Raw genomic sequence first — 17826 nt, forward strand, 5'->3', positions numbered from 1 at the left:
GCGGCACGCGGAATAGGCTCGTCGTGACCGCCGTCGCCCGTCTGGAGTCCCCTCGTGCCCACCTCGTCGTCGCCAGTGCCGCTGGCCCAGCTGCCCGAGCCCGTGCGCGCCCGGGTCGTGGCGTTGACGGCGGACGTGCTCCCGGCGCTCGGGCAGCTGCCGCCGTCGCTGCGCCGGGTGGCCTCCTTCGCGCCCGCGCGGCGGGCGAGGCTCGGGACGACGGCGATCACGACGGCCCTGCGGGACGAGGACCTGCGGGGCCGCGTGGCCTCGCACCTGGTGGTCCAGCCGCCGAGCGCCACCACGGCGGCCGACCGCGCCGCGGTGGCCTGGCTGCTGCGCGCGGGCGCCTGGGAGGAGGACCTGGCCAGCGCGCTGGCCGAGGTCGCACCCGCGGCCCCCAGCCGTGAGCAGACCGAGGTGGTGCGGCTGCGCGAGCGGCTCGACGCCGCCGACCGGGCCGCCCGGGAGCAGCGCGCGATGCACCGGGCCCAGCTCGACGAGGTCAAGGCGGAGAACACCACGCTCCGGCGTCGGCTGGGGGAGGCCCGCGCCGCCGAGAGGGCCGCCCGGGCCGCCGGTGAGCAGGCCGCCGCCGAGGTCGCCGCGCTGCGCCGCGACGCCGGCGACCTGACCGCCGCGCAGGAGAAGGAGGTGCGCCGGCTGCGCGCCCGCGTCGCCGAGCTCGAGGCGGGCACGTCGGCGGACCGGCGCGCCGTACGCGCGGAGCGGGACGAGGCGACCGTGCGGGCCCGTGTGCTGCTCGAGACCGTCATCGACGCGGCGGCGGGGCTGCGCCGCGAGCTGGCGCTGCCGACGGTGACCGGCGCGCCCGGCGACCGGGTCGAGGCCGGTCTCTCGCCCGGCGTGGCCGACGGTGCCCGCGTGCTCACGGGTGCGTCGGCCGGGCTGCTGGAGCAGTACCTCGCGATGCCGCGCGCCCGGCTGATCGTGGACGGCTACAACGTGAGCAAGTCGGTGTGGCCGACCTCGCCGCTGGAGGCGCAGCGGATCCGGCTGGTCAACGGGCTGGCGCCGCTGGTCGCGCGGACCGGCGTCGACACCACGGTGGTCTTCGACGCGGGGAACGCGAGCGGGGCCCGGCCGGTGGTCTCCACGCCGCGGGGCGTCCGGGTCTACTTCAGCCCCGAGGGCGTCATCGCCGACGACGTGATCCGCGACCTGGTCGGCGCCGAGCCTCCCGGCCGCGTGGTGGTGGTCGTCACCGGGGACCAGGCGGTCCTCGCCGACGTCACCCGCGCCGGCGCCCGGGGCGCCTCGGTCGACGCGCTCGCGGCGCTGATCAGCTGAGCGCGCCGGACCTGGACGACGTGCCCTGCGTGGTCCGCGGGGTCGGCGAGGTCGCGGCGGAGCGGAGGAGATCGAGGCCGCGCTCCTGCCAGACGCGCACCGCCAAGTGTCCGACGAGCGCCATGAGGGCGAGCCACAGCCACAGGGCGGGGAAGGTGCGCAGCGCGAGGGCGAGGGAGTTGTCGGTCCACGCGTCGGCCTCCTGGACGAGGAAGCCCTCCGACGTCGCGCCGACCGCCATCGCCGCGACGGAGACCCCGAGCAGGGGCCCCAGCAGGGGCCGGGCCACGCGGCCGGCCCGGTGGGCGGCGAGCGCGTACGCCGGGAACAGGCACACAAGCACCTCGAGGGTCAGCCGGTAGCCGTAGTAGCCGGACCCGCCGTCGAACTCGTTGAGCTGGCCCTGCACCGCGCCGTACGCGAGCCCCGCGACGGCGAGCACGCGCGTCCAGTCCGGCAGGTCCTGCCAGGACCGGACCACCGCGGGGAGCAGGAGCACCAGCACGGGGCTCCAGACGAGCAGGCCGCGGTCCGCCGAGACCCAGAGGCCGAGCTGGTTGGTCACCGCGTCCCACACGCCGGCGTCGGTGGCCTGCCCGGCGTACTGCGTCGGCGAGGGGTAGGGCCCCTGCGGGTCCCACCCGCCGTACATCCAGCGGCTCCACGCCGCGGCCAGGGCGAGGAAGCAGCCGCTGACCCCGCCGACGACGACCGCGATGCGCGGGTCGCGCCGCCACACCGCCACGCCGAGCCCGAGCAGGGCGACGACCAGGGCCACGTGCAGACGACCCCAGAGGCCGATCCCGCCGAAGAGCCCGACGAGCCACCACCGGCCGGTCGCGGCCCCCCACACCATCCCGGCGATGCCCAGGACGGTGAGGGTGTGGGTCCACAGCCCGTTCGCGGCGACCGTCCAGACCGGGGTGGCGAAGCCGAGCACGCCGACGGCGGCCGTCGCCCACGGGGGGGGCAGGTGACGGCGCAGGCCGCGCCAGAGGAGGACGAGCGCCAGCGTCGTGAGCAGCGCGGCCCACACAGCGCCCGGCCAGCGCACGAAGTCCTCGGGCTGGGTGCCGGTGCGTGCGAGCAGGTACGCCGGGACGCCCATGGCGACGGCGCCGGGGGAGCGGAGGACCGCGACGTGGCCGTTCTCTGCCTCGCCGACCCAGAGGTGCTCCTCGTTGAAGTCCAGTCCGGCCAGGTCCACCCCGTCGAGCCACGGCGTCCCCGCCGAGGCGAGCCGCCAGGCACCGACGGCCGCGGACGTCACGTCGTTCATGCCGATCGAGCGGTCGGCGGTGGCGGCGTACACGACGGCGGCGAGGCCGGCGAGGGCGGGCGGCACCAGTCGTGCGCGGGACGAGCGTGAGCGGGGGGAGGCGGCCACGCAGGCACGGTAGGCGGCGCGCGCCGGGTGTGCTGCCGGAACGGCGGTGGAGTGCCCGATCGGAGGAGGGGACCGGGCGTTGTCGGTGGTCGCTGCCACGGTGGCCCGCATGACGACACGGATCGACTGCGACACCTGCGTGGTGCGGGGTCTGGCCTGCCACGACTGCGTGGTGACGGTGCTGCTGGGCCCGCCGCCGGAGCTGACGTTCGACGACGACGAGCGCCAGGCGCTCGACGTCCTGGCCCAGGGTGGGCTGGTGCCCCCGCTGCGGCTGGTGCGACCGGTGGACGGGTACGACGTGGAGTCGGCCTGACCCGCCGCCGCACCGGGCAGTCGTCACAGGAGTGACTGGTGTGACCGGTGTGACGACGGAAGGTAAAGACTGGCCCGTCCTCCCCGGAAACCACGGCGACATACCCGGGAAGATTCGCGGGGCGCGCCCGCCACGACTAACCTGTCTGGCTCAGGTGCCCGTGGCAGTGGACCAACCGGTCCGCGCGGGCACCGCGTCGAGTTCCGGGCCGCTGCGGCGGACCGGGAGCCGGGGAACCACCGGCGCTGCGTGCAGCGCCTCTGGGGTGAATCGTCCGTGAGTCGCCGCACAGCGGCGGGGAGCGGTCGTAGGGCCTGTCGTGCCCGAACCCGTCAGCTCACCCGGTAGGCGTACGACACCCGAGGAGACCGCCCGCTCGTGCTCAACGGTCGGAAGCGACTTGTCCCAGCCCTCACCGGGCTCGCCATCGTCGGCGTCATCGGCATCGGTCCCTCGGGGCCGGCGCAGGCCGAGCCGGACGTCGGCGATGTCCAGGCCCGGGTCGACCGGCTCTTCCACGAGGCCGAGCAGGCCTCGGAGCGGTTCAACGACGCCCGCATCGAGCTGGAGGAGCTCAACCGCGACCTCCGCTCGCTGGAGGCCGACGAGGACCGCCAGGGCGAGCGCCTCGAGGGCGTCCGCGAGCAGGTCGAGCGCTCGGTGGTCCGCCAGTACCAGGGCCAGGGCCTCTCCGCCGTCGGCCAGGTCATCGTCTCCGACGACCCGCAGGGGTTCCTGTCCGAGCTGTCGACCATGTCGGCCTTCGACGACCTCCAGGACCAGATGTTCGGTGACTACACCACCGAGCTCAAGGCCCTCGACATCCGCCGCGACGCGACCGAGGAGCGGGCCGCCCAGGTCGCCGAGGTCAAGGACCAGCTGGCCGACGAGAAGGCCGAGATCGACGAGAAGCTCGCCGAGGCCGAGGGCCTCCTCGACCGGCTCGAGGCCGAGGAGCGCGAGGCCGTCGTCTCCCGTGACACGACCCGCCCGCCGGCGACCGTGCCCGCCTCCGGCCGGGCTGGTGCCGCCGTGGCCTACGCCATGTCCCAGGTCGGCGACGCCTACGTCTACGGCGCCGCCGGGCCGAGCGCGTTCGACTGCTCCGGCCTCACGATGATGGCCTGGAACGCGGCGGGCGTCTCGCTGCCGCACTCCTCGAGCGCGCAGTACTCCTCCGGCCCGCAGGTCGCCGAGAGCGACCTGCAGCCCGGCGACCTCGTCTTCTACTACAGCCCGATCAGCCACGTCGGCATGTACATCGGCGGCGGCATGATCGTGCACGCGGCCAACCCGGGCAGTGGCGTCACGACCGCGCCGCTCCACTCGATGCCGTACGTCGGGGCCGTCCGCCCTGGCTGAGCCCCGCACGGCCCCCGAGGCCGGTCGCCCACGTCGGTGGGCGGCCGGCCTCGTCGCGTTCCTCGCCCTCCTCCTCGTCGCGGGTGCCACGACGACCTGGCTGGTGCTGCGCGACGGGACCTACGTCGCCACCCCCGGCGCGCCGTCCGCCTCCGCGCTGGGGCCCGCCGACATCGACGACGCGCTCGACCGGCTGCGGGAGGCCGTGCTCTCCGGCGACGACGGCGCGCCGGCCGTCGCCGCGGTCGACCACCTCGTCGGCAACGCGGCCCGGCTGGAGGTCCGCGACCTCGACCTGCGCTACGTGGACCGGGTCGGCCGGTCCGAGGAGGGGGTCCGCGCCGCGGTCTCGGTCACCTGGCGGTTCGCCGGCTTCGACCGCGAGCCGGCCCGCACGGAGGTCGAGATGACCGTCTCCGCCGGCGACGGGTCCGCGGGGGAGGCCGTGGTCACCGACATCGGTGGCGGGGACGGGCGCACCCCCTTGTGGCTGACCGGCCCGGTCGAGGTGCGTCGTACCCCCGAGGTGCTGGTGGTGGCCGCACCCGGGGCAGACCTCGCCGGCGTCACCCGGCGTGCGGAGGCGGCGGTGCCCGTCGTCCGCCGCGTGCTCGACCGGTGGCGGCCGCGGCTGGTCGTCGAGGTGCCCTCCTCCGCCGACGGCCTGGGGGACCTGCTGGGCGCCGAGGACGGGACCTACGACGGGGTGGCCGCGGTGACGGCCTCGCCCGACGGCTCGCTCGCCCCCGAGGCCCCGCTGCACGTCTTCGTCAACCCCGAGGTGCTCGGCACCCTGCGTCCGCAGGGGGCGCAGGTCGTGCTGAGCCACGAGGCCGCCCACGTGGCGACCCGCGCGCCGCTGAGCGGCTCCCCGCTGTGGCTGCTCGAGGGCTTCGCCGACTACGTCGCCCTGCGTGACGTCGACCTTCCGCTCAGCACCACCGCCGCGCAGGTGATCGCCCAGGTCCGCGACGAGGGGCTGCCGGAGGCGCTCCCCGGCCCCGCGGAGTTCGACACCGGCACGACCCACCTCGGTGCGTCGTACGAGGCGGCCTGGCTGGCCTGCACCGTGCTGGCCGAGCGGGTGGGGGCGCCCGGCCTGGTCGACCTCTACCGCGCGGTCGAGCGCGACGGCCTCGACCGGGCGCTGCGCCGCGTCGCCGGCTGGAGCGAGGCCGACCTCACCCGGGCGTGGCAGCGCCGGCTGGCCGCCTTGGCCGCCTGAGAGACTGCTCGGGTGACGCCGACCGCCCGACGGACCGCCTGGGTGCTGCTGGCCGGAGGAGGTGTCGCGTTCGTCCTGCTGGCCTGGTGGCTCGTGCCGTGGAGCCCGGTGCCCGACGGGCCGGTGGAGCCGGTGCGCCCCGAGGACTGGTTCAGCGCCGAGCAGCTCGCGCGGGCCGAGGACTTCTCGCGCTGGGCGCGGGCCTGGAGCTGGTCGTCGCTGGCGGTGTCGATCGCGGTGGCGTGCTGGCTGGGTTTGAGCCGACGGGGCCGCGCGTGGGCCGACCGGGTGCCGGGGCCGTGGTGGGTCCAGGTCGTCGTGCTCGTCGCGGCCGTGGAGGTGCTGCGACGGCTCGTGACGCTGCCGTTCGGCGTCGCGCTCGAGCAGCTCCGCCGCGACCACGGGCTCTCGACCCGCTCCTGGGCGGGGTACGCCGCCGACCTGGTGCGCAACGAGGCGCTCGGCATCGTCGTCATCTCGCTCGCCCTCGTGCTGCTGGTCGGGCTGGCCCGCCGGCTGCCGCGCGCGTGGCCGGCGGTCGCCGGGCTGCTCGTCGCGGCGCTCGTGGTCCTCGGGTCCTTCGTCTACCCGGTGGTCGTCGAGCCGGCGTTCAACTCCTTCGAGCCGCTCCCGGACGGGCCGCTGCGCCAGGGGATCGTGGAGCTGGCCGACCAGGAGGGCGTCGAGATCGGCGACGTCCTGGTGGTGGACGCCTCACGTCGTACGTCGGCCCTGAACGCCTACGTCTCCGGCTTCGGCTCGACGCGTCGGGTCGTCGTCTACGACACCCTGGTCGACGACCTGCCGGTCGACCAGGCGCTGTCGGTGGTGGCGCACGAGCTGGCCCATGCCCAGCACGACGACGTGCTGGTGGGCACCGCGCTCGGGGCGGCCGGCGCGGTCGCCGGCGTGGGCCTGCTGGCGCTCTGCCTGGGGTTCCTCGCCCGGCGTGGGTGGCCCGGACCCGGCCGGGCCGCGGTCGTCCCGGTGGCGCTCGCGCTGGTCGCGGTCGGCGGCTTCCTGGCCAGCCCGGTCCAGAACGGGATCAGCCGGCAGATCGAGACCCGGGCCGACGTGGACGCGCTGCGCGTGAGCGACCCGGAGGCCTTCGCGGAGATGCAGGTGCGGCTGGCGGAGCGGTCGCTCGGCGACGTCACGCCGCCGGCGTGGAGCCAGTGGTGGTTCGGCAGCCACCCGACGACCCTGTTCCGCTTGGGGCTGACACAAGACAACCGCTGAAAATGGCAGGTGGGCCCGTGGCTGACCACGGGCCCACCTGGACGTGTCACTCGGCGCAGGTGCCAGACCCAGCGGTCCCTGCGTTGGTGATGCTCTCGCAGGTCTCGTTGAAAGCGCCCTGGACGACCGGGCCCAGCGCGAAGACGGCGACGACGATGAGCGCCGCGATGCCGGCGATGAGCAGGCCGTACTCGACGGCGGAGGCGCCGCGCTCCTCCATCTGGGCGAGGCGGGCGTTGATGAGCATGCGCAGGTAGTCGACCATGACCGAGGATCTCCTTGAGGGGGTGCTGTGCGGGGGGTGGTTCTCCGGCGTGAGGCCGAAGAACCTCACGAGGAAGATCCTGCCGGGATCGGCGCCCCGGCGAATCCCGTCACCGTCCGGACTCCGGTAGTCCGAACGGACTACCTCCCCGCCTCGGCCGTCGTGGCCCGTCCGCGCGGCGCGACCTCAGGAGTCGGCGGGCTTGACGCTGGAGAGCAGCCCGATCCGCATCGCGGTGACCAGGGCCTGGGCCCGGTTGGCCGCGCCGAGCTTCTGGTAGATCTTCGCGATGTGGGACTTGGCGGTCGACTCGCTGAGGTAGAGCTTCTCGCCGATCTGGGCGGCGCCGAGCCCGTCGGCGAGCAGCAGGAGCACCTCGTGCTCCCGGTCGGAGAGCTTGGTGGACTCGCCGGCCTGGCGGCGCATCATCGCCCCGACGAGCCCGGTGCAGATGAACGACCGCGGGGAGACCGCCGCGTGCCGGGCGGCCTTGACCACCTCGCCGGACGGCGCGTCCTTGCCGACGAACCCGGAGGCGCCGGCCTGCATCGCGGCGAAGATCTGCTCGTCGCCGGAGTGCATCGTCAGCACGATCAGACCGGTGTCGTTGCTCCGCTTGCGGACCGCGCGGACGATGTCGAGGCCCGTGCCGTCCTGCAGCTGCAGGTCGGTCACGATCACGTCGGGGGAGAGCCGCTCGTAGGAGGCCATCGCCTCGGCGACCGTCGCGGCGACCCCGACGATGGACATGTCGTGCTCGAGGTCGAGGACACCCGAGAGACCGTCGCGGATCAGCTGGTGGTCGTCGACGAGGAGCACGCTGATGTTCCGGTCGCTCATGCCTTCACCTTCTCTTCGCTGGGCTGCTCGGAGCTGATCGGGGGCTCGGGGTCGGTACCCACCGCCACGGTGACCATCAACCCGCCACCGTGAACGGGGTCGATGCTCAGCCTGCCGCCGATGAGCATCGCGCGCTCGCGCATGATCTCCAGGCCGTGGGAGTCCGACCGCGCCTGCTGCATGCCGCGGCCGTCGTCGGAGACCGTGATGATCGCGCGGGGCGCGTGCACCCGGCAGTGGACGTCGATGACCGACGCCTGCGCGTGCTTGATGGCGTTGTTCATCGCCTCCTGGGTGATCCGGAAGAGCTCCGCCTCCACCTCGGGCCGCAGGCGGGTGGTGTGCTCCTCGAGGGTCACCTGGATCGGCACGCCGGAGACCTCGCTGAGGTTGCGGGCGATCGCCCCGATCGCGGCGCCGAGGCTCTCGCTCTCCCCGATGCTCGTGCGCAGGGTCAGCACCGACTGGCGGACCTCGCCCACGACGTGGCTGACCCGGTCGCGCAGCAGCGCGATCCGCTCGGCCTGCTGCGCTGAGGACGGCTGCGCCGCCAGGGCGTCGACGAGGTAGCCGAGGGAGGCGATGTCCTGCGCGACACCGTCGTGCATCTCCCGCGCGAGGCGCCGGCGCTCCTCCGCGGTCGCCGCGTCGCGGAAGGAGGCGAAGAGCAGGGCGGTGTCGAGGTGCACGGCGCTCGGTGCCAGCCGGCGCTGCAGCTTGCGGATCCGGTCGCCGAGGTCGAGCCGGCCGGGGTCGAGCCGGTCCGACAGCACGCCGGCGACCACGGCCGCGTCGTCGAGCGGGATCGCGAACGAGCGGCCGTCGACGACGTTCTCCCCGCGCGCCCACGCCTCGGCCGCGACGTCCTCGCAGTCGGCCGTCTCGCCCTCGAGGTTCTTCTCCACCAGGGGCGTGAGCGAGTCGCCGCGGGGGACGTACAGGACGAGGGCGGCGATCGGCAGCTCGTCGCGGACGGTGCTGATGATCGCGCCGCCGAGCGCGTTGGGGTCCAGCCCGGAGCTGAGGCCGCCGGAGAGGTCGATGAGCTGGCGCAGCAGGGTTTGTGCGTAGTGGTACGGCGCCAGCGGGTCGGTCGAGCGCTCGATCGCGGCGTGCAGGAACGTCGCGATCAGGCCGAGGCCGAGTCCGGTGACGCTCCACGTGAAGACCCCGAGCCACTGCGGGTCGGACAGCCCGTCGCCGGAGACCACCGCGAAGCCGACCAGCGCCACGAGCTCGGCCGACATGGCCAGCGCGACGCCGACGGCCCCGCGGTGCAGGCCGGCGGTGAACGGCGGCACGGCGAGGGCGGCCAACACGGTCAGGCTCTCGGCCGAGGCGACTCCGCAGACCAGGCCCACCACCACGGCGTCGAAGGTCGTGGCGAAGACGATCGACGTGCGCGGGCGGAACTCGGCGAGCTGGACGACGACCCAGGCACAGCCGATGGCGATCAGCGCCAGCAGCATCTCCTCGTCCCGGTCGACCAGCGCGGTGACGAAGAGGAAGAGCAGCACGAACCCGCGTGCGGCGAGGGTGAGTCGCGCGAACGGCAGGTCCGGGAAGGTCATCCCATGTTCTCCATGATGCTGATCACCGCGGGCCCCATCACCGCGATGAAGAGGCAAGGGAGGATGCAGAAGATGAGGGGCACGGTGATCTTGACAGGTACCTGCTGCGCCTTGTGCTCGGCGCGCTGGCGGCGCTTGACCCGCATCTCGCCCGACTGCACGCGCAGCACCTGCGAGATCGGGATGCCGAAGGAGTCCGCCTGGACCATCGCCCCGACGAACGCCTTGAGGTCGGCCACGTTGGTCCGGTCCCCCAGGGCGCGCAGGGCATTCGCCCGGCCGGCGCCGATCTGCATCTCGCGGAGCACCCGCGAGAACTCCTCCGCGAGGGGACCGTCGGTGTTGCGCGCGACCTGCTGGACCGCGGCGTCGAACCCGAGCCCGGACTCCACGCTGATCGTCATCAGGTCGATCGCGTCGGCCAGCTCGCGCTGGATCCGCTCCGTGCGCTCGTAGGTCTTCTGGTACAGGTACAGGTCGGGCACGAAGAACCCGACGACCAGCCCGGCGAGCAGCAGGACCACGGCGACGGGGAGCGACACCCCGAGCACGAGCACCACTGCTCCGGCGACCAGGGTCAGGGCCACCGCGCCGATCACCTTGCCCGACACCACCCGGTCGACCGACCAGTCGCGCGGGTTGCCGGCCAGGTCCAGCTTGCGACGGATCCGTTCGGCCGAGTCGGCGCCGGAGAGCCGGCGACCGATCCGCAGCGCCCGGGCCTGCAGCGGCTCCAGCACCCGCTCGCCGAAGGGCCGGTCGAGCTCGTCGCGCAGCGCCTGCGGCGCCGAGCCGATCGCCTGGATGGCGGCGAGGGAGCGGGTCACGCCCGAGGTGCGGCCCTCGTCGGGGGCGAGCGCCGAGCCGACGAGCAGGATGGCGACGAGCACCAGGACGGCGCCCAGCACGAGGAGCAGCGTCATCTCACACCTCCACCTTGACCAGCTTGCTCATCCAGAAGACCCCCACGCCGAGGATCACCACCGCGCCGACGAGCATCAGGATGCCGAGCGGGTCGGTGAACATCACGCTCACGTAGTCCCGCTGGGTGAAGAAGAGGTACAGCATGAACAGCGGCGGCAGGCAGCCCAGGACCCACGCGGACAGCTTGCCCTCGGCGGCCAGCGCGGCCACCTGGCGCCGCAGGTACTCCCGCTCGCGCATCGTGGCGGCGACGGTGTCGAGCAGCTCGGCGAGGTTGCCGCCGACCTGGCGCTGGATCTTGATCGCCATGACCACCCACTCGAAGTCCTTGGACTCGAACCGCTCGGCGACCCCCTCGAGCGCGTCCTCCAGGGGTACGCCGAGGCGCGTCTCGACCAGGACCCGCTTGAACTCCGTGGAGACCGGGTCGGCGCCCTCCCGCACGATCGTGTCGACCGACTGCGCCAGCGAGAGACCCGCCGCCAGCGACCCGGACATCAGCTGCAGGGTGTCGGGCAGCAGGGCGTTGAACGCCTTGCGCCGGCGCGCCCGCCGGACGCCGAGGTAGAGCCATGGGCCGAGGCCGCCGAGGACCAGGAAGAGCAGGCCCAGGACGATGGTGCCGCGACCCAGCAGCAGGCCGACGAGGCCGGCGGCGAGGAACACGCCCACGTGGACCAGCAGCCACTCCGAGGCCTTCAGCTCGCTGCCGGCGCCCTCCAGCCGGTGGGTGATCCGCGCGTCGAGCGACTTGTTCCGGCTCAGCAGCGTGGCGGCGGCGTCCTTGGCCGACGAGAGCGCCTGCTCGGCGTCCACCCGCGACCCCGCGGGCGTCGCGCCGGCGCTCGTCACCTCGGTGTAGCGCGCCAGGCGGTCGGCCGCCGACAGCGGCGCCGGGCCGCGCGGGACCAGGAGCACGACGAGCGCGACCAGGCCGACGGCGAGCGTGCCGATGCCGGCGTGCATCAGCCAGGACGGCGGGACCCAGTCGGGCTGCTGCACCACCGGCGGGGGGACCACGGTCGTCGTCGCCGCGCGCTGGACGGTGCTGAAGGCGCTGGCCGTCACGGGGCCGGCGGCGCCGCCGAGCGTCACCTCGACGGTCGCCTCGGTCGCGTCGACGCCGTCGGGCACGGAGGTCGAGACGAGCACCTGCCGGGCGAGGACGGCAGCCTCCTCCGAGAACGTGTCGGCCAGCGCGGTCCGGCTCGCTTCGACCACCTGGCCGGAGCCGGCCTCGGCCACCTCGCGCAGCGAGGCCAGCGCTGCGTCGCCCTGCTCGAGCGCGATGACGTCGACGCCCACGCCGGACTCGTCCACGGCCGCGGTGACGTCCGCGAGGGGCGTGCCGGAGGTGTCCGCGCCGTCGGAGAGGACCAGCAGCGAGCGCTGGCCCTCCTCGCCGGCCAGCCGCAGGGCGGCGAGCACGCCGTCGTGCAGCCTGGTCTGCTGGCTGAGGGTGAGCGAGCGGACCACCTCGCGAGCCGCGTCGCGGTCGGTCGTCGGGGCGAGCGCCTCGTCGACGGTGCCGGCGAAGCTGACGATCCCGAGCTCGACGTCCGGGGGCACGCTGCGGATGAAGGTCAGCGCGGCCTGCTTGGCGGACCCGAAGCGGTCGCCGCGCATGGAGTTGCTGGTGTCGATCGCCAGCACCGCGGTGCGGCGTACCGCCGTCGAGGCCCCGGCGCGCTCGGCTGTCGCGGGCGCCGCGACCCCGTCGACGGTGACCGTGACGTCCGCCAGGTCGACGGCCGAGCCGGCCGGGACCGACACCAGGACGTCGAGCCCGCCGTCGGTCGGCTCCACGTGCGTGATCGACCCGTCCGCGGCGAGCGCCGCCGAGGGCAGCAGGCACAGCAGGACGCCGGCCGCCAGCGCGACCAGGGTGAGCAGCAGCCGACGCATCAGATCCGGTCCGTCGCGAAGAGCATCGGGTCGACCGTGACGTTGGCGTAGGCCATCTTGTCCAGGAACGTCGGCCGCAGCCCCGTCGGGCGGAGCCGGCCGAGCGTGCGGCCGTGGACGTCGAAGCCCGCGGAGGCGTCGAAGACGAAGATGTCCTGGAGGGTGATGACGTCGCCCTCCATCCGCTCCACCTCGGTGATGTGGGTGATCCGGCGGGTGCCGTCCTTGAAGCGCGTCTGGTGCACGATCAGGTCGACCGCGGAGGCGACCTGCTCGCGGATCGCGCGGACCGGCAGGTCCATGCCGGCCATCAGCACCATGGTCTCCATCCGCGAGAGCGTGTCGCGCGGACCGTTGGAGTGCAGGGTGCAGATGGAGCCGTCGTGGCCGGTGTTCATCGCCTGCAGCATGTCCAGGGCGGAGGCGTCGCGGACCTCGCCGACGATGATCCGGTCGGGCCGCATCCGCAGGCTGTTGCGCACCAGGTCGCGGATGTGGACCGCGCCCTTGCCCTCGATGTTGGCCGGGCGCGACTCCAGGCGGACCACGTGGTCCTGCTTGAGCTGCAGCTCCGCGGCGTCCTCGATGGTGACGATCCGCTCGTCGCTGGGGATGAACGAGGAGAGCACGTTGAGCGTCGTCGTCTTCCCGGCGCCGGTGCTGCCGGAGACGATCACGTTGAGCCGGCCGCGCACGCACGCCTCGAGGAAGTCGCACGTCTGCGGCGTCAGGGACCCGAAGGAGACCAGGTCGGTGGCGGTCAGCGGGTCGGTGGCGAACTTGCGGATGGTCAGCGCCGAGCCGTCCACGGCCAACGGCGGGACCACGGCGTTGACGCGGCTGCCGTCGGGCAGGCGGGCGTCGACCATCGGGCTGGACTCGTCGACGCGGCGGCCGATCCGGGAGACGATCTTGTCGATCGTGCGCCGCAGGTGCGCCTCGTCGAGGAAGTGCGCGTCCGCCGGCATCAGCCGGCCGCCCTTCTCCAACCAGATCGAGGCGTGCCCGTTGACCATGACCTCGGAGACGTCGGGGTCGCGCAGGAACGGCTGGATCGGCCCGTAGCCGAGGATGTCGTCGCTGATCTCCTGGGTCACCCGCGCGCGGTCCCCGCTGCTGAGCGGTCGGTCCTGGGAGGCGAGGACGTCGGCCAGCACCGAGCGGACCCGCTGGTCCAGCTCGTCCTGGTCCATGTCGGCGTCGTAGAGGTGCGGCCCGAGCTGCTGGAGCAGCTCGGTGTGCACGCTGCTCTTCAGCTCCTCGATCCGGTCGGGCTGCGCCGCGCCGAGGGTACGCCGCGGCGCGGCGTCGACCTTGCGCCTCGCGGACGCGGCGGCGGCAGCGGCGGCCCCGGCGGCCGCGGCCCCGGCGGGCTGCTCCTCGACCGGCCGAGCGGCGTCGAGGGCGGCGGTGGCCTCGGCCGGCGGCTCGGGGGAGGCGGCGGGGTCGGAGCGGCGGGCGGCGGCGAGCCGTTCGGACAGCGAGCTCATCGACGTCACCTCCGGAGGCGGAAGCGGCGGGCCGGCTTGTCGGCCCCCTCGGCGTCCGCGGGGTCGGGCGGGGTGGTGGCGGACCGCGGCGCGGCGACGGTCTCCCCGGAGAGCCGGGACGCGAGCCCACGGATCGCGCCGCTGGACTGGTGGTCGGGGCGCTCGAGCAGGATCGGGGTCCCCGCGTTGGTGGCGGCCGCGATGTCGATCGAGCTCTCGACGGAGGCGGCCACGCCCATGCCGAGGATGGCCTCCACCTTGTCCGGACCGATGCCGACGGCGTCGTCGGCGCGGTTGAGCAGCAGGTGGCGGTGGCCCCGGGCGATGTCGAGCATCTCCAGGGTCTCGAGGGCCACCTTGACGTTCTTCAGCGTGGGCACGTCGAGCGTCGCGACGATGACGCACTCGTCGGTCTCGTCGAGCGCCGTCAGGGTCTGCTCGTCGAAGGCGGGCGCGGTGTCGATGACGACGTAGTCGAAGGTCTCCCGCAGCGTCCGCAGGATGCGGGTCACCAGCGGGGCGGTGATCCGCTCCCGGACGTCGGGGTGGGCCGGCGCGGCCAGCACCATCAACGACTCCTGGTGCCGGGTCAGGAGCCCGTCGAGCATCGCGGTGTCCAGGCTGTCCTCGGCGCCGACGGCCTGCTCGATCGAGTGCGTCGGGAACAGCTGCATGGTGATGGCGACGTCGCCGAACCCGAGGTCCAGGTCGACCAGGCACACCTTGCGCGCGCCGTTCTCGGTGAGCGCCAGCGCGAGGTTGACCGCCATCGTGGTCTTGCCGACGCCGCCCTTGGGGGAGAAGACGGTCACCACGCGGCCGACGTGCGCGGCGCCGGACGGCCCGCGCAGCGCGACGTGGAGCTGGTAGGCGCGGTCCACCGCGGCCTCGAGGGCGACCAGGTCGCCGGTCGGCACGACGTCGCGCGCGCCGGCCTTCATGGCCGCGGCGAGGGTCTCGGCGTCGAGCTCGTCGCGCACGAGCACGACGCTGACGGTCGGCCGGCCGGTGCGGAGCCCCTCGCAGACGGCGACGGTCTCCTCGAGGGCGAGGTGGGGGCCGAGCACGACGACGTACTCGTCGGAGTGCTGGGTCAGCCAACCGTGCATCCGGTCGACCGACAGCACCCCCTGGGTGCCGGTCGGCAGCCCGGTCAGGAGCGCGGAGAGGGTGGCGTCCTGGGGATCGACGACGACGGGCATGCGCGTCAGCCGAACAGGTTGTCGGTCGTGACCCCGGGACCGGGGCGCACCTGGGTGTCGTCGCCGACCAGCGCGAAGGCCAGCTCGCCGTTGCCCTGCGCGAACATCACCCGCTCCGCCTCGGCCTGGCTGAGCGCGAGCGTGATGAGGGTGCGGGGCAGCTGCTCGACGGTCTGCTGACCGGTCTGGTCGGTGGTCGTCGTCGAGACCGGCGTGGTGGAGCCGACCGCGAGGACCGTCGCCTCGGGCAGGAGGAGCCGCGTGAACGGCTGGCCGCTGCGTGCGTCGGAGCCGTTGAAGAAGACCGCGACCTGCGAGCCGGGGTTGACGAAGCCGGCCACCCGGGCGGTGTCGGTGAGGTTGACCGTCACGGTGACCTGGCCCTTCTGCAGCTGCAGGCCGGTGTCGGCCGACACCTGCGCGGCGCCGCCGAACTTTGCGGGGATCAGCTGCTCGCCCGGGTAGATCGGCACCAGCGCGAGCTGGCCGCTGAAGACGCCCGCGTCGCCCTGGGCGCCGTCGAGGAGCTGGTCCTGCGCGACCGGCTGGAGCGCGACCTTGCCGGCGGCCAGCGCGTCCTCGATCTTCTCGCCCTTGGCGATCGGGGCGGTCGCCCGCAGCACCTCCACCGTGGCGAACCGGTCCTGCGCGCGTGCGTCGGCCCCTCGCACGTAGAGGAGGACCAGCACCACGCCCAGGGCCGCGACGACCGCCGCGGCGATGAGGAGGATCCTTCGTCGATCCATCAACAGAACCCTTTCGTCCTGTGAGGAACGTCGGTAGCCCCCTCCCGACGGTCCAGCGTTGTCCCGTGCGGCGACGGCCGGCTCCCTCCCCGAGTCGGCTGTGCCGGCTCTCGATGCTAGGGAACCCACCGGTGACGCACCGGCGATTGCCCAAACAAGCACCACCGGCCACCCCTTCGGGGGTGGCCGGTGGCCCGGTCGAGCCAGGTGGGGAGGGGCGTCAGGAGTAGAGCGCGTCCACCTCGGCGCGGAACTCGCGCATCACGACGTTCCGCTTGAGCTTGAGGCTGGGGGTGAGCTGCCCGCCCTCCTCGGTCCACTCGGCGTCGAGGACCGAGAACTTGCGGATGGACTCCGCCTTGGAGACGGCCTTGTTGGCGTCCTCCACCGCGGCCTCGATCTCGGCGCGCAGGTCGGGGTCGTCGAGCAGCTGCCCGACGTCGTCGGACTTGCCGCGGGCGGCGGCCCAGACCGGCAGCGACTCGCGGTCGATCGTGACGAGGGCGGCGATGAAGGGCTGGCCGTCGCCGACGACGATGCACTGGTCGACCAGCGCGTGCGCCCGCAGCCGGTCCTCGAGGACCGCGGGGGCGACGTTCTTGCCGCCGGCGGTCACGAGGATCTCCTTCTTGCGGCCGGTGATCTTCACGAAGCCCTCGTCGTCGACCTCGCCGACGTCGCCGGTGTGGAACCACGCGTCGGCCTCGAGCGCCTCCCGGGTGGCGTCCTCGTTCTCCCAGTAGCCGGCGAAGACCTGCCCGCCGCGGAACAGCAGCTCGCCGTCGTCGGCGACGCGCACGGCGGTGCCGGGCAGCGGGCGGCCCACGGTGCCGACCTTCTGGGCGTCCGGGAGGTTGACGGTGAGCGCCGCCGTGGTCTCGGTGAGCCCGTAGCCCTCCAGCACGGTCAGGCCGATGCCGCGGTAGAAGTGGCCGAGCCGGTCGCCCAGGGGCGCGCCGCCGGAGACCGCGAACTGGCAGCTCCCGCCGAGGGCGTCGAGCAGCTTGCCGTAGACCAGCTTGGCGAACAGCGCGTGCTGGGCCCGGACGGCCAGTGACGGACGACCCTTGTCGAGCCCGCGGGACCAGGCGATCGCCACGTCGGCGGCCCGGTCGAAGATCTTGCCGCGTCCCTCCGCGGTGGCCTTCTGCGAGGCGGTGTTGAAGACCTTCTCGAACACGCGCGGCACGGCCAGGATGAACGTCGGCCGGAACCCCTGCAGGTCGGGCAGCAGGTTCTTGATGTCGGGGGAGTGGCCCAGCCGGGTGCGGGACTTCACGCAGCCGATCTGGATGATCCGGGCGAAGACGTGGGCCAGCGGCAGGAACAGCAGCGTGGAGGCGCCCTCGGCGTCGAAGAGCCGCTCGAGCTCCTCGACGGCCACGCCGAGCTCGAACATGAAGTTGCCGTGAGTGAGCATGCAGCCCTTGGGCCGCCCGGTCGTGCCCGAGGTGTAGATGAGCGTCGCGAGGTCCAGCGGCGTGGCCGTCGTGCGCCGCTTCTCCAGGTCGTCGTCGCTGATGTCGGCGCCGAGGCGGCGCAGCACGTCGACGGCGTTGTCGGTCAGCGACCACACGTGGTTGAGCGCCTCGAGGCCGCCGCGGACCTCCGCGACGCGCGCGACGTGGTCGTCGGTCTCGGCGACGACCGCGCGGGCGGCGCTGTCGCGCAGGATCCACTCGATCTGCTCGGCCGAGGAGGTCTCGTAGATCGGCACCGTGACGGCGCCGGCGAACCAGATCGCGTAGTCGAGCAGGGTCCACTCGTAGCGCGTCTTCGAGATCAGGGCGACCCGGTCGCCGGTCTCGACACCGGCCGCGACCAGGCCCTTGGCCACCGCGGTGACCTCCGCCAGGAACTCGGCGGCGGTGACGTCGCTCCAGGCGCCGTCGCCCGCGGGGCGGCTGAAGACGACGGCGTCGGGCGCCTCCTCGGCGTTCCTCACCACGTCGTCGGTCAGGTTGCCGGTCCCCGGGACCTCGATCGTCAGGGGCGTGGAGAACTCCCGCACGCTTCCTCCTCCGAGCACGTCGATTCGGGCGC

At 73.8% G+C, this 17826-nt stretch carries 15 protein-coding genes and 1 riboswitch; of the genes, 5 read left to right on the forward strand and 10 right to left on the reverse strand.

Going from position 1 to position 17826, the window contains the following annotated elements:
* Window positions 1–54: 54 nt before the first annotated feature.
* Window positions 55–1311: an NYN domain-containing protein gene (locus AB0N29_RS04025; RefSeq protein WP_364864293.1), complete on the forward strand. Its 1257-nt coding sequence runs from the start codon at window positions 55–57 to the stop codon at window positions 1309–1311.
* Here the strand turns inward: AB0N29_RS04025 and AB0N29_RS04030 are convergent.
* On the reverse strand, window positions 1304–2698 hold the full coding sequence (locus tag AB0N29_RS04030) for a hypothetical protein (protein ID WP_364864295.1): 1395 nt from the start codon (window positions 2696–2698) through the stop codon (window positions 1304–1306). The genes AB0N29_RS04025 and AB0N29_RS04030 overlap by 8 nt on opposite strands.
* 109 nt (window positions 2699–2807) lie before the next feature.
* Between AB0N29_RS04030 and AB0N29_RS04035 the strand changes: the two genes are divergently transcribed.
* The 4 genes from AB0N29_RS04035 (at window position 2808) to AB0N29_RS04050 (ending at window position 6840) form a co-directional block, all read left to right on the forward strand.
* Window positions 2808–3014 carry a hypothetical protein gene (locus AB0N29_RS04035; RefSeq protein WP_302270693.1) on the forward strand — a complete coding sequence of 69 codons (207 nt, stop codon included), beginning with the start codon at window positions 2808–2810 and terminating at the stop codon, window positions 3012–3014.
* A gap of 199 nt (window positions 3015–3213) precedes the next feature.
* A riboswitch (cyclic di-AMP (ydaO/yuaA leader) is annotated at window positions 3214–3380 on the forward strand.
* A gap of 12 nt (window positions 3381–3392) precedes the next feature.
* Complete coding sequence (locus AB0N29_RS04040) at window positions 3393–4376, forward strand: NlpC/P60 family protein (RefSeq protein WP_302270694.1); 984 nt, start codon at window positions 3393–3395, stop codon at window positions 4374–4376.
* Between the two features lie 103 nt (window positions 4377–4479).
* Window positions 4480–5601 carry a hypothetical protein gene (locus tag AB0N29_RS04045; RefSeq protein ID WP_364864298.1) on the forward strand — a complete coding sequence of 374 codons (1122 nt, stop codon included), beginning with the start codon at window positions 4480–4482 and terminating at the stop codon, window positions 5599–5601.
* Between the two features lie 12 nt (window positions 5602–5613).
* Window positions 5614–6840 carry a M48 family metallopeptidase gene (locus tag AB0N29_RS04050; RefSeq protein ID WP_364864299.1) on the forward strand — a complete coding sequence of 409 codons (1227 nt, stop codon included), beginning with the start codon at window positions 5614–5616 and terminating at the stop codon, window positions 6838–6840.
* Between the two features lie 46 nt (window positions 6841–6886).
* On the opposite strand, the gene AB0N29_RS04055 is transcribed toward AB0N29_RS04050, so the two are convergent.
* The 9 genes from AB0N29_RS04055 to AB0N29_RS04095 form a co-directional block, all read right to left on the reverse strand.
* Complete coding sequence (locus AB0N29_RS04055) at window positions 6887–7105, reverse strand: Flp family type IVb pilin (RefSeq protein WP_364864300.1); 219 nt, start codon at window positions 7103–7105, stop codon at window positions 6887–6889.
* 186 nt (window positions 7106–7291) lie between these two features.
* The gene (locus AB0N29_RS04060) at window positions 7292–7945 is read right to left on the reverse strand and encodes a response regulator transcription factor (RefSeq protein WP_302270700.1); all 654 of its coding nucleotides are present in this window, start codon (window positions 7943–7945) and stop codon (window positions 7292–7294) included.
* Window positions 7942–9516 (reverse strand): sensor histidine kinase, encoded by a 1575-nt coding sequence (locus AB0N29_RS04065; RefSeq protein ID WP_364864302.1) that lies wholly within the window; start codon window positions 9514–9516, stop codon window positions 7942–7944. The genes AB0N29_RS04060 and AB0N29_RS04065 overlap by 4 nt, the downstream gene beginning before the upstream one ends.
* The gene (locus AB0N29_RS04070) at window positions 9513–10439 is read right to left on the reverse strand and encodes a type II secretion system F family protein (protein ID WP_364864304.1); all 927 of its coding nucleotides are present in this window, start codon (window positions 10437–10439) and stop codon (window positions 9513–9515) included. Before AB0N29_RS04070 ends, AB0N29_RS04065 begins: the two co-directional genes overlap by 4 nt.
* Window position 10440: 1 nt before the next feature.
* Complete coding sequence (locus AB0N29_RS04075) at window positions 10441–12345, reverse strand: type II secretion system F family protein (RefSeq protein WP_364864306.1); 1905 nt, start codon at window positions 12343–12345, stop codon at window positions 10441–10443.
* On the reverse strand, window positions 12345–13835 hold the full coding sequence (locus AB0N29_RS04080) for a CpaF family protein (RefSeq protein ID WP_302270705.1): 1491 nt from the start codon (window positions 13833–13835) through the stop codon (window positions 12345–12347). The genes AB0N29_RS04075 and AB0N29_RS04080 overlap by 1 nt, the downstream gene beginning before the upstream one ends.
* Window positions 13836–13840: 5 nt before the next feature.
* Window positions 13841–15037 carry an AAA family ATPase gene (locus AB0N29_RS04085; RefSeq protein ID WP_302270706.1) on the reverse strand — a complete coding sequence of 399 codons (1197 nt, stop codon included), beginning with the start codon at window positions 15035–15037 and terminating at the stop codon, window positions 13841–13843.
* A 5-nt stretch (window positions 15038–15042) separates the two neighbouring features.
* Window positions 15043–15783: a Flp pilus assembly protein CpaB gene (gene cpaB / locus AB0N29_RS04090; RefSeq protein ID WP_364864310.1), complete on the reverse strand. Its 741-nt coding sequence runs from the start codon at window positions 15781–15783 to the stop codon at window positions 15043–15045.
* A 220-nt stretch (window positions 15784–16003) separates the two neighbouring features.
* Window positions 16004–17794, reverse strand: a complete 1791-nt coding sequence (locus AB0N29_RS04095) for an AMP-dependent synthetase/ligase (protein ID WP_364864312.1) — start codon at window positions 17792–17794, stop codon at window positions 16004–16006.
* Window positions 17795–17826 lie beyond the last annotated feature (32 nt).

The sequence above is a fragment of the Nocardioides sp. NPDC092400 genome, from assembly GCF_040684155.1.
In the GTDB taxonomy this organism is placed as follows: Bacteria; Actinomycetota; Actinomycetes; order Propionibacteriales; family Nocardioidaceae; genus Nocardioides.